The following is a 12,240-nucleotide window of genomic DNA, read 5'->3' as shown; positions in this document are numbered from 1 at the left end:
GTTATAAAAACTAATGCTCAAGGTTTCTTGGGCATTTTTTATGATACCATTTGCAATATCTAAAAGCGTCATTTGTTATATTTACAACTTATGATGTTAAGAAAGCACATACTATTAGTCTTTATCACAATATTTTCTGCTGCAATAGTTGTCGCCCAAGGCGCTGATAAAAAACAGCTCAATTTAGGAGATGATTATTATAAGCGTGGAGAGTTTAAGAAAGCATTACTCATTTACAGTAAATTATACGAAGCTAAACCCTATTCTTATACTTATGTCTATAAAATTGTAGACACCTATCAGCAATTAGAAGAGTATGATAAAGCGCAAACCATTTTAGAAAAACGAATAGTAAAAAATAGAGCCCCAATAATGCTTGTAGAATTGGGCTACAACTACCAACTTAAAGACAGCATTGTAAAAGCAGAAGCATTATATAATGAGGCTATTAATGCACTAGACGAAAGACCTACATACATTTACGGTATTGGACAACGTTTTGAAAAACATTCGCTTTTACCTCAAGCCATAAAAGGCTACAAAAAAGCGACACAACTATTACCAGAAAAGAATTTCAGTGTCCAATTAGCACGCATATACGGAGATTTAGGCGATGTTAAAAATATGTTTTCTAGCTATATAGATTATGTTGCTTATAAGCCAAATACATTAAATAACATAAAACGAAATTTTAGCCAATTTGTTTCTGAAAATAAGGATAACGAAAACAATAAAATCCTAAGAGTCCTTTTGCTTAAACGCTTACAAACTAATCCTGATGCATATTGGTATGAGTTATTAAGCTGGCTTTATGTACAAGAGCGTCAATACAGTAAATCTTTTGTACAAGAAAAAGCCTTATACAGAAGAAACCCTGAGAGCCTAGAACGAATTATAGATTTGGCGATAACAGCCTCAGATGATGCAGATAAAGAAACAGCAATAAATATCTTTAACTACATTTTGGAGACATCTCAAGAGAGAGATGTTATTCTACTAGCACATCAATCTATATTAGAAATTAAAACCGAAAATGCTTCGAAAAAAGAGCTCGAGGTTATAAATGAAAAGTACTTATCGTTATTTGAAACATATGGCAAGTTTGAATCTACATTAGCACTTCAGTTATCCTATGGGCAGTTTTTGGCATTTAGTTTTGAGCAACCTAAACAAGCTTCTGAGTTTCTGAAAGCCTCATACAAATTAGACATTTCGCCTTATCAAGAAGCCTTAGTAAAATTAAAATTGGCTGATATTTTAGTGCTTCAAGAAAAGTTTAATGAGGCGCTTATATTTTATACTCAAATAAAGGCTAATCTAAAAAACAGCACTATTGCTCAGGAAGCAGCCTATAAAATTGCTAGAACAAGTTATTATAAAGGTGATTTTGATTGGGCTGAATCTCAGCTTAAAGTCTTAAAAGCATCTACCTCTCAACTCATTGCTAATGATGCTTTAGATTTAAAGTTATTAATCTCCGATAATAAGTGGGACGATACTACGCAAACAGCTTTAAAATATTATGCTAAAGCAGATTTATTAGCATTTCAGAATAAAACTGGAGAAGCCATCAAACTTTTAGATAAGGTTTTAACTGAACATAATGGCGAAAGTATTATTGACCAAGCCTTATTTACTCAAGCAAAACTTTACGAGAAGCAAAACCAATACGAAAAAGCAGAAGCCAACTATGAAAAAATCATAGCAGATTATCGTGAGGATATCTTTATTGATGATGCATACTACTATTTGGCTGAGCTTTATAATTTGCACTTAGCAAAACCTGAAGAAGCAAAATCACTTTATGAAAAAATAATCTTCAATCACGAAGACAGTATCTATTTTGTCGAAGCTCGAAAGAAATTTAGAATGCTACGAGGTGATACCATAAATTAAATTCTAGAATGAAAATAGCCGAGACCGAAAGATTAATTCTTTCAAAAATTACTGTGGAGGATGCACCTTTTATTTTAGAATTGATGAACACACCTGGTTGGTTAAAATTTATTGGCGATAGAAATATAAAAACTGTAGCTGAAGCCGAAGATTACATAAAAAATAATCAGTTAAAATGTTACGAAAAGTATGATTTTGGTTACTACAAAATGTGCCTAAAATCTGATAATCTTAAACCTATTGGCACAGCTGGTTTACTAAAACGTGATACCTTAGAGCATGTAGATATTGGTTTCTCTATCTTACCTGAATTTCATGGAAAAGGATATGGTTTTGAAACATCGTCCGAACTACTAGATTTAGCTAAGAATACATTCAATATTAATACAGTTTGTGCAATAACATTACCTATTAATAAGGTCTCCATTGGACTTATTGAAAAATTGGGTTTCAAGTATAAAAAAACAGTTAATCCTTTTGAGGAAGATGAAAATCTTCTCTTATTCGAAAAACAATTATAAATGATAATATATAATGTCACTGTAAACATAGACGATTCTGCCCATGATGAATGGCTCATCTGGATAAAAGAACATATTCCTAAAGTTTTAGCAACTGGCAAATTTGACGGCGCAACCTTCTCTAAAGTTATAGTTGAAGAAGAAATGGGTGGCCAAACCTATTCTATTCAATACCGTTCATATTCCCGCGAAGCATTAGATAAATATTACCAGGAAGATGCTGATGGATTAAGACAAGAAGGATTAAAAAAGTTTGCCGATAAAATGTTAGCCTTTAGGACAGAGCTTGAAGTTATAGACACTTATGCTGTAAATTTTAAGTAATTATGAATCACTTTCTATACAATAACAAAACATTACTAATTGCTGTATGTATACTAATTATTGTATCTGGGGCAATATTAGCATATTTGCAATATAATATTGAGCCATGGGAAACCGTTGGCGGATTCTTATGTGGAATTGGTTTAGGACTATTGCTTATTTTTATCTCACTAAAGAAGCCTTTAGATTAATCTTATGAGCGTAAAAGCAAAAAAACACCTAGGACAACACTTTTTAAAAGACGAGAGTATCGCTAAAAAAATAGCCGATACTTTATCTTTAAAAGGTTATGATGATGTATTAGAAATTGGCCCAGGAATGGGAGTTTTGACCAAATATTTGCTAGAGAAAAATACCACAACTCATGTTATAGAAATTGATACAGAATCGGTTGAATATCTAAAAAACAACTATCTCAATCTTTCTGATAGAATCTACGAAAAAGACTTTTTACGTTACGACCTCAACCTCGTATTTAAAGGACAGTCATTCGCTATTATTGGTAATTTTCCCTATAACATCTCTTCTCAAATAGTTTTCAAAACTTTAGAAATGCGAAATCAAATTCCAGAGTTTTCAGGAATGTTTCAAAAAGAAGTTGCCAAACGCATTTGTTCTAAAGAAGGCAGTAAAGTATATGGCATTCTTTCCGTTTTAACACAAGCTTTTTATGATGCAGAATATTTATTCACAGTACCGCCTAGTGTTTTTAATCCACCACCAAAAGTAGATTCAGGTGTATTATTATTAACCCGAAAAGAGAGCTACAATCTGCCTTGTGACGAGAAGCTATTCTTCCGTGTGGTAAAAACAGGTTTTCAACAACGACGAAAAACACTTCGCAACAGTTTAAAAGTTTTTAATCTTTCTGATAATTTAAAAGCAAATACTATCTTTGGCCAGCGTCCAGAACAATTAAGTGTTGCTCAATTTATAGAGTTAACCTTATTAATTGAAAAGGACGAAAAGTAGACATTAGGTTTAATAACCTTAATTGCTGATTTTTCGTTTTGGAAGAAACTCAAGAAAACATACAATTTCAACTCACTACCGAGCTGATAGAAAACGTAAAAGCACTTATCATTAGTAATGATGACGAAGCGCTAAAAAGTCTTCTTAATGAGTTTCACTACGCCGATATTGCCGAGATTTTAGACGAACTCAACTTCGAAGAAGCTATCTATATTATAAAGCTTCTCGATAGCGAAACTACATCAGACATTCTTACTGAGTTAGATGAGGATGTACGTGAAAAAATTCTTGATAATCTATCCGCAAAAGAAATCGCAGAAGAAGTTGAAGAATTAGATACCGATGATGCTGCAGATATTATTGCTGAGCTTCCTGAAGAGCGTCAAGAAGCGGTAATCTCACAAATTGAAGACGAAGAACACAAAGCAGAAATCCAAGAACTTTTAACCTATGATGAGGACACTGCTGGTGGACTTATGGCAAAAGAGCTTGTAAAAGTTTATGGCACTTGGACCGTTGCTGGCTGCTTGCGTCGTATTCGTGGACAAGCAAAAGATGTCTCTAGAGTACACTCTATCTACGTTGTCAGTAAAGATGAAAAGCTAATTGGCCGTCTATCATTAAAAGATTTAATTACAGCAAAAAGCGAAGAAAAAATTGCTGAGATAGCAAAAGACAATGTTGATTTTGTTAATGTTAACGAAGACGCTGAAGAGGTCGCAAAAGTTATGGCAAAGTACGATTTAGAAGCCATCCCAGTTGTCGATGATGAACAAACGCTATTGGGCCGTATTACCATTGATGATATTGTCGATGTTCTTAAAGAAGAGGCAGAAAAAGATTACCAACTTGCTGCTGGTATTACGCAAGATGTAGACTCAGATGATAGTATCATAGAATTGACAAGAGCACGTTTACCTTGGTTGTTCTTAGGATTACTTGGTGGTATTGGAGCGTTTATAATTATGGAAGGTTTTCAAAATGCTTTTGATAAATATAAGGTACTCTTCTTTTTTACACCTCTAATTGCTGCAATGGCTGGTAATGTAGGTGTACAATCTAGCGCCATTATTGTGCAAGGTTTAGCCAATGACGATGTTAAAGGAAGCATCAATAGCCGACTCATAAAAGAAATGTTTTTGGCTGCTCTAAATGGCATTATACTAGCAGTCTTTCTGTTTTTATTTGTTTGGGGTTATAATGGCGATATGGATAAAGCCTTAGCCATTTCTGTATCTCTAGTAGCTGTGATTATAATCGCAGGACTAATAGGCACTTTTGTACCACTATTTCTTGACAAGCGTGGCATTGACCCAGCAATAGCTACTGGTCCTTTTATAACTACAAGTAATGACATACTTGGTATTCTACTCTATTTCTGGATTGCTAAACTAATTCTAGGTATTTAATCCACTTTGCTTTTGTAACTTTATGGTATGAAAGCAATAAACATTAAAGACAAACACGCACTTTTTTCAAAACAATGGCATCCGCATCGCATTGCAACTGTAGATAACATGCAAGTGATTCTGGCTAAAATTCAAGGCGAATTTGTTTGGCATAGCCATGATGACGAAGATGAATTATTTCAAGTGATTAAAGGCACGTTATATATGCAGTTTCGTGACCGCACAGAAATCGTTAAAGAAGGTGAAATGATTGTTGTGCCAAAAGGTGTTGAGCATAATCCTTCGACTAAAAATGGCGAAGAAGTTCATCTACTTTTATTTGAAAAGTTAGAGACAGCGCATACTGGAAAAGTGCAAGACGAAATGACACAAACTGAATATCCTTGGATTTGAAAATACTCCACATAGACAATAACCACAGCATTCTCATAAATCAACTCAACGATTTACGCTTTACAAACCATGAAGATTATACGTCTTCAAAAGCTGACATTGAAACTAAAATTTCGGATTATGATGGTGTCATTATCCGTAGTCGCTTTACTATTGATAAACATTTTATAGATGCTGCTAAAAATCTAAAATTTATTGGTCGTGTTGGTGCAGGGTTAGAAAATATTGATTGTGATTATGCTGAAGAAAAAGGCATTTCATTATTCAATGCACCAGAAGGCAACAGAAATGCCGTTGGCGAACATAGTTTAGCAATGTTATTGTCTCTGTTTAATAAACTAAATAAAGCCGATAAAGAAGTAAGACAAGGTAAATGGCTAAGAGAAGACAATCGAGGCATTGAGCTAGATGGCAAAACGGTGGGTTTAATTGGGTATGGTAATATGGGCAAAGCCTTTGCAAAAAAGCTTCGCGGTTTTGATGTTGATGTCTTATGTTATGACATTAAAACTAATGTAGGTGATGGGAATTGCAAGCAGGTCTCACTTGAAGAATTGCAGAATAAAGCAGATGTTTTAAGTCTACACACACCACAAACACCTTTAACATTAAATATGGTGAATTCAGAATTCATCAATAATTTTAAAAACCCGTTTTGGTTAATTAATACCGCTCGCGGAAAAAGTGTAGTAACTTCAGATTTGGTTAAAGCGCTTAAGTCTGGTAAAGTATTAGGTGCAGGTTTAGATGTTTTAGAATACGAAAAGTCGTCTTTTGAAAATCTTTTTACTTCAGAGAACATACCAGAAGCATTTAAATATTTAATCAATTCTGAAAACATATTACTCTCACCTCATGTTGCCGGTTGGACTATTGAAAGTAAAGAAAAATTAGCCCAAACCATCGTGGACAAAATCAAAGTAAAATTTTGCTAATTTTATAAAATGAAGAAAACTATTCTTGTTTTTGGAATGCTCATTTTAGCATTGCTCTTGCTATTTCAACTTAGTAAATATGCTGTAATAAGTGGTGATTTTCAGGTTGAATATATTATGGCTATTATCGCTGTTATCTTTTTAGTTATTGGCCTATTCATTAATAAAAGAGCACAAAAACCTTCTCATGTCCCTAAGCAAGAAATAGACTTTAAAAAAATTGAAGAATTAGGATTGAGTAAACGTGAATATGAAGTCTTAAAAGAGATTGCGCTTGGTTTATCAAATCAAGAAATCGCAGAAAAGCTTTTTGTTTCAGAAAGTACCATAAAAACTCATGTCTCTAACCTTCTTGTAAAACTAGATGCAAAACGCAGAACCCAAGCTATTCAAGTTTCAAAAAGTCTAAATATTATATAATTCACTAGCTTTAACACTAAAGTACGAGTAAAATAGTACTTTAGTATTAGACTCCTAAATCTTCCTATTTCTACTTTTGGCTAACTAATCAAAACCTAATAATTATGAAAAAAACAGTAATAAGATATGGGCTATATGCGCTCATAAGTGGATTTGTTCTATTTGGATTGCCTTTCTTTTTAGGAATGGGCGTTGACTATGACTATGGAGAACTCATTGGATATACATCAATGATAATTTCTTTATTGTTTGTATTCTTTGGCATTAAACATTATCGTGATAAGGTTAATCATGGTAAAATCTCTTTAGGAAAAGCGCTTGCAATAGGTATGCTTATAGCTTTATTTTCTGCAATTGGTGTAGCTGTTATGGATTATGTATATACAACACAAATTAATCCTGATTTTGCTTCGGATTATTTAGAGTATAAATTAAATGGTATGGAGACAGCTTTATCGCCTGAAGAATTTAAAGTTGAGAGTGCAAAGCTTACCAAACAAATGGAAGATTATGGTAGCCCAGGCTTTATGGCTTTTATGATGTTAGCTTCTGTTCTTATATTAGGGTTTATTATATCTTTAATATCTGGATTAATTTTACAACGTAAAAACTAAATCAATCATATTATGCAATACAAAGCAGATTCACCAGAAGACTATATAAGTCAATTACCTGAGGAGCGCAAAGCCCCAATGACAAAACTTCACAACCTTATAAAAGAACATATGCCTAAAGATTTAGAATCAGGAATGGGCTATAATATGCCGGCCTATTTTGTACCTAAATCCATTTATCCTCTAGGATATCATTGTAAACCTTTTCCGCCTTTACCATTTATTAATATAGCCTCGCAAAAGAACTTTATTGCCTTTTACCATATGGGTTTGTATGCAAAAAAAGAGTTATACGATTGGTTTGTTGCAGAATATCCAAAACATGCCAAATACAAATTAGACATGGGTAAAAGTTGTGTGCGTTTTAAGAAGGTTGACGATATTCCTTATGATTTAATTAAAGAACTCTTAGGAAAAATGACTGTTGAAGAGTGGATAACTATTTATGAAACTGCCTTAAAAAAGAAATAAATAATGAAAAAACGTGTCACAGGAATAGGCGGTCTATTCTTTAAATCTAAAGACCCAAAAGCCTCAAAAGATTGGTATAAAAAACACCTCGATTTTAATACTGATGATTACGGTTGCACCTTTTGGTGGAAAGACAAAAACGATAATGATGCCTCTACGCAATGGAGTCCTTTTAAGGATGACACCACTTATTTTGAGCCGTCCAAAAAAGACTTTATGTTTAATTACAGAGTCGAGGATTTAGAGACTCTTATAAAAACTTTAAGAGAAGAAGGTGTAACAATTGTTGGTGATATGCAGACATATGAATACGGAAAGTTTGCTTGGATACTTGACAATGAAAACAATAAGATAGAGTTATGGGAGCCTATTGATGCTGCCTTTAAATAATCTCATTGGTTTTTTTAGTAATTTTAAGAGCTAACTATTATTAACTTAAAAACCAAATGCTATGTCAGACGATAATAAAAATTTAAGTGACGACCTTGATGATATGATAGGTGACGCTAAAGAAAGTGCAAAAAGAGCTGGAGAAAAAATAAGTCAAAAAGCTAATGAACTAGCTGATGATGCAAAAGAACTAGGTAAAGAAGCCAAAGAAAAAGCTTCTGAGTTTGCTAGTGAAGCAAAGGAAAAAGCCTCTGAATTTGCTGATGAGGCCAAAGAAATATTAAGTGACGGAAAAAATATTGGTATTATTTCTCACGTTTATTGGATTGGTTGGATAATTGCTGTGATTATGAATAATAGCAACAAAACAGAATTAGGTTCTTTTTACATAAGACAGAATTTAGGGTTGTTTTTATTAAGCTTTTTTGTTTGGATTCCGTTTTTAGGCTGGGTATTAGGAATTGCTATTTTTATAGCTTGGGTTATGAGTTTAATCAGCTCTTTAAGTGGCGAAAAGAAACCTACCTTTTTATTAGGAAATCAATTCCAAGAATGGTTTAAGGGTTTATAAAATTTAAAAATATAACAATTGTAAAAGCTCAGAGATTTTGCTCTGGGCTTTTTTATTATCATCTATTAGTCTAAAGGCGAGATACAATAAACTGATAATTTATTCCTTAACAACTCTTAGTACAAAATAAGATGGTTCCCCTTCTTTTCCTATAGTAAAAAAAACATCTTCTCCTTCTACAGTAACAAGTAACTCCATTTGGGATTTTTGATTATTTGCAATACTGATAAATGAATTATTATCGAGTTCGCGAATATCCCAAGTAGATTGATTTATAACAGAAGTCATCAATGAAAAATAACCTTTATCTACAGTAGTTTCCAACTTACATGTTCTATCTGAATTAAAAGTAAACTTAGCCTCTTTAAAACTATCCACCATTAAACTAAAAGGGGGCTCTTTTGGAGATTTGTCTATATTAACAACTTGCCAACTACCTTCTACAAATCCTTCGTTTATAATTTGGGAGCTATTTTCTGAATTTTGAGAATTATTATCTAAACCATAATCCAAAGGCAAAGTATCACCTATGCGTTGATTACCCATAGCGCCATTAAAAAACAGAGCTTGTACTGGAACAAAATTTCCAAATTCATCAACGTAAAATTTATCTGTTTTTGGTATTAAATCCGATTGTGATTTTCCTCTATGAGTAACCGTTAATTTTCCAGATAATTTTACTTCTTTAAAATTTGTACTATCTAAGTCTTTTACAACAATATGTTCGGGAGTTTTAACTCCAAAACCTCGCTTAAAGATTTTATATTTTTCTTTCTTTAAATCACCTCGAAAAATTGAACGCATAAAATGTTGTATAGAACCTCTATATACTTTTTCTCTTTGTTTAAGAATAGACTCTTTATTCTTGATATTTTCATCTTTATATAATGATGACCCTGAATAAAATGTAGAGTAAACATTAAAATCATTTCTAAAAAGATCTATGTAATTAAACACAACTTCGAAGTCCACAAGTTCGTATGTAATATGATACTTTAAAGCTCTATTTTCAATCTCAAGAGGCGCTTTTGCGCTTACAGTAAGTTGTTTCCCTCTTTTATCATATCGTAAAATTAAGTCGTCTTCATTAATAATTTTACAGGTTTTTCCATACTTAGAAGTGCCCAAAAATTGGTCTCTGAAAATTTTTAATTTTTGCTTTCGTGTTAAACCATCATCTGCTTTAATTACAACTTCATCTAGTTGATTAGAAGCTTCCTTTAATTCGACATTTAACAATGAGAGGTTTCTATAATCCGAAATAACGACTTTCTCATACCCAAGGTAAGAAATGATTAGTGGTGATTGTACCGCATCATTATAATCTATAGAAAAATCGCCTTTGGCATTCGTAGTAGTTCCAATGGTCGTATTATTAAAATACACCGAAACCATTTCTAGAGGTTCTTTGGTAGTGACATCAATAACTTTACCCTTTAAAGTTTGAGCATGAGTAACAAGGCAAGAAAAAAGAAGTAAAACAAACGTAATTCTACTTGTCATTGTTATCCATAAATTTACGTTCTAGCTCTGCTTGGAATTCTTCCATCACTGGTCTCACAGTACTTTCTGGCAGGTCTGCAATCTTAATATACATCAACCCGTCAACAGCATTATTAAACAAAGGATCTACGTTAAAGCCTATAAGTTTGCAATTTTGTTTGATGTATTTTTTTAGCAATACAGGTAGTCTTAATGCGCCTGGTTCAACCTCATCAATGATCTTATCAAATTTATTTAAATCGGCTTCTGTAGCATCAAAAACAAAATCTTTGTCTGCGTCTTTAAGTTTTACTTTAAATTCTTTTTTAGGATGAACATATTGAGCTACATAAGGATCATAATAATGCGATTTCATAAACTCAATCATCAGACTCTTAGAAAAGTTAGAAAACTGATTACTTATACTTACACCTCCAATTAAATATTTGTGTTCAGGATAGCGTAATGTGGTATGTACAATACCTTTCCAAAGTAAAAACAAAGGCATTGGTTTTTGCTGATACTCTTTAATGATAAATGCCCTTCCTAATTCTAATGCCTGACTCATCATTTTATACAACTCAGGCTCAAAACGAAACAGGTCCTGGAGATAAAATCCATCAATACCATGCGCTTCAAAAATCTTCGAGCCTAAACCCATTCTATATGCCCCAGCAACTTTTTTAGCATTATTATCCCAAAGAAACATATGGTGATAATAGGTGTCAAAATTATCTAAATCTATAGATTCATTAGTCCCTTCTCCGACTTCCCTAAAGGTAATCTCCCTTAGTCTTCCTAGTTCTCTTAAAATATTTGGAATATCAACTGCTGAAGCTAAATAGACTTCATAATTTTTACTAGTTAATAATCTGCAATCTTTTTCTTTTAGAAGCTCAACTTCATTAATCATAACCTCAGAATCTACTGGTGTTACTATACGTTTAGCTTGTTTTGGGACTTTTAATTGCGACTGAATATTATCTAAAATCTTAGGCTTGTCTTCAAAAGCACGAGATAACATGTATGTTTTTTGACGTATAAAATCAGAAAAGTCTTTTAAAGTGCTATGCTCTTTTTGAGCTTTTACAGAGATTTGTCTCCCAATCCTCACTTTAATTACACGACGTTTTTGAGTTAGCAATTCCGAGGGTAATTTTGCTGTACGAAGCGTATCACTGATTTTAGAGAGTCTATAAAATAATCTACTGTTTTTAGCATGAAAATAAATAGGGACAACTGGTACTTCTGCTTTTTGTATAAGTTTCATTGCCGCATCTTCCCAAGGTTTATCTACAACAAGCTTACCGTCTTTATATGTTGATACTTCTCCTGCAGGGAAAACACCTAACGGATGACCATTTCTTAAATGCATTATTGCATTTTTAAAACCTGTAATACTACTCGCTGCATCCTTTCGGTCTTCAAAAGGATTGACAGGCATGATGTAAGGTTTTAATGGTTCTATCCTATGTAACAAAAAATTAGCGATGATTTTAAAATCGCTTCGTTGTTCTATCATTAATTTCAACAACAAAATACCATCAATCCCTCCAAGTGGGTGATTAGAAACTGTGATGTATGGCCCTTCTTTCGGTAAGCGTTTAAGGTCTTCCTCAGGGATTTCGAACTTAATCTGAAAATCATCCAAAAGGCCATCTAAAAATTCAAGATCCGTTAAATGCTTGTTACGATTATAAATACGATTTAATGAAGATATTTTTAAGACTTTCATCAAAATCCAACCCGCAAAAGTTCCTAAGAGGCCATACTTGTCTGCATTAATAGCTTTTGCAACTTCTTTGGCGGACACAAGTCCTGTATTTGATGATTTACTCATAT

The 12,240-nt window shown here is 33.0% G+C and carries 15 protein-coding genes; 13 read left to right on the top strand and 2 right to left on the bottom strand.

Annotation, left to right across the window (positions count from 1 at the left end; all coding sequences use genetic code 11):
* Positions 1-90 precede the first annotated feature (90 nt).
* From Q0770_RS08755 to Q0770_RS08695, 13 genes are all read left to right on the top strand, one after another.
* The gene (locus tag Q0770_RS08755; protein WP_299116052.1) at positions 91-1,896 is read left to right on the top strand and encodes a tetratricopeptide repeat protein; all 1,806 of its coding nucleotides are present in this window, start codon (positions 91-93) and stop codon (positions 1,894-1,896) included.
* An 8-nt stretch (positions 1,897-1,904) separates the two neighbouring features.
* Complete coding sequence (locus Q0770_RS08750; RefSeq protein WP_299116050.1) at positions 1,905-2,417, top strand: GNAT family N-acetyltransferase; 513 nt, start codon at positions 1,905-1,907, stop codon at positions 2,415-2,417.
* Positions 2,418-2,741, top strand: a complete 324-nt coding sequence (locus tag Q0770_RS08745; protein ID WP_299116048.1) for a DUF4286 family protein — start codon at positions 2,418-2,420, stop codon at positions 2,739-2,741.
* Positions 2,742-2,743: 2 nt separating this feature from the next.
* Positions 2,744-2,932: a hypothetical protein gene (locus Q0770_RS08740; RefSeq protein WP_299116046.1), complete on the top strand. Its 189-nt coding sequence runs from the start codon at positions 2,744-2,746 to the stop codon at positions 2,930-2,932.
* Between the two features lie 4 nt (positions 2,933-2,936).
* Positions 2,937-3,713 (top strand): 16S rRNA (adenine(1518)-N(6)/adenine(1519)-N(6))-dimethyltransferase RsmA, encoded by a 777-nt coding sequence (gene rsmA, locus Q0770_RS08735; RefSeq protein WP_299116044.1) that lies wholly within the window; start codon positions 2,937-2,939, stop codon positions 3,711-3,713.
* Between the two features lie 38 nt (positions 3,714-3,751).
* Positions 3,752-5,122, top strand: a complete 1,371-nt coding sequence (gene mgtE, locus Q0770_RS08730; protein WP_299116042.1) for a magnesium transporter — start codon at positions 3,752-3,754, stop codon at positions 5,120-5,122.
* 27 nt (positions 5,123-5,149) lie between these two features.
* On the top strand, positions 5,150-5,515 hold the full coding sequence (locus tag Q0770_RS08725; protein WP_299116040.1) for a cupin domain-containing protein: 366 nt from the start codon (positions 5,150-5,152) through the stop codon (positions 5,513-5,515).
* Positions 5,512-6,450 (top strand): 2-hydroxyacid dehydrogenase, encoded by a 939-nt coding sequence (locus tag Q0770_RS08720; protein WP_299116038.1) that lies wholly within the window; start codon positions 5,512-5,514, stop codon positions 6,448-6,450. Before Q0770_RS08725 ends, Q0770_RS08720 begins: the two co-directional genes overlap by 4 nt.
* A 9-nt stretch (positions 6,451-6,459) precedes the next feature.
* Positions 6,460-6,870: a response regulator transcription factor gene (locus tag Q0770_RS08715; RefSeq protein WP_299116036.1), complete on the top strand. Its 411-nt coding sequence runs from the start codon at positions 6,460-6,462 to the stop codon at positions 6,868-6,870.
* 104 nt (positions 6,871-6,974) lie between these two features.
* Positions 6,975-7,484, top strand: coding sequence for a DUF4199 domain-containing protein (locus Q0770_RS08710; protein WP_299116034.1), 510 nt, complete (start codon positions 6,975-6,977; stop codon positions 7,482-7,484).
* Between the two features lie 12 nt (positions 7,485-7,496).
* Positions 7,497-7,955 carry a DUF1801 domain-containing protein gene (locus tag Q0770_RS08705; RefSeq protein WP_299116032.1) on the top strand — a complete coding sequence of 153 codons (459 nt, stop codon included), beginning with the start codon at positions 7,497-7,499 and terminating at the stop codon, positions 7,953-7,955.
* 3 nt (positions 7,956-7,958) lie between these two features.
* The gene (locus Q0770_RS08700; RefSeq protein WP_299116030.1) at positions 7,959-8,345 is read left to right on the top strand and encodes a VOC family protein; all 387 of its coding nucleotides are present in this window, start codon (positions 7,959-7,961) and stop codon (positions 8,343-8,345) included.
* 61 nt (positions 8,346-8,406) lie between these two features.
* Positions 8,407-8,916: a YtxH domain-containing protein gene (locus Q0770_RS08695; RefSeq protein WP_299116027.1), complete on the top strand. Its 510-nt coding sequence runs from the start codon at positions 8,407-8,409 to the stop codon at positions 8,914-8,916.
* 99 nt (positions 8,917-9,015) lie between these two features.
* Here the strand turns inward: Q0770_RS08695 and Q0770_RS08690 are convergent, their stop codons facing one another.
* On the bottom strand, positions 9,016-10,419 hold the full coding sequence (locus tag Q0770_RS08690; protein WP_299116026.1) for a carboxypeptidase-like regulatory domain-containing protein: 1,404 nt from the start codon (positions 10,417-10,419) through the stop codon (positions 9,016-9,018).
* Positions 10,409-12,238, bottom strand: coding sequence for a lysophospholipid acyltransferase family protein (locus tag Q0770_RS08685; RefSeq protein WP_299116024.1), 1,830 nt, complete (start codon positions 12,236-12,238; stop codon positions 10,409-10,411). Before Q0770_RS08685 ends, Q0770_RS08690 begins: the two co-directional genes overlap by 11 nt.
* Positions 12,239-12,240: the final 2 nt, after the last annotated feature.

This window comes from uncultured Winogradskyella sp., from assembly GCF_947501905.1.
In the GTDB taxonomy this organism is placed as follows: Bacteria; Bacteroidota; Bacteroidia; order Flavobacteriales; family Flavobacteriaceae; genus Winogradskyella.
The sequence above is the reverse complement of the archived record's forward strand: the minus strand, read 5'-3'. Positions and strand labels throughout refer to the sequence as shown.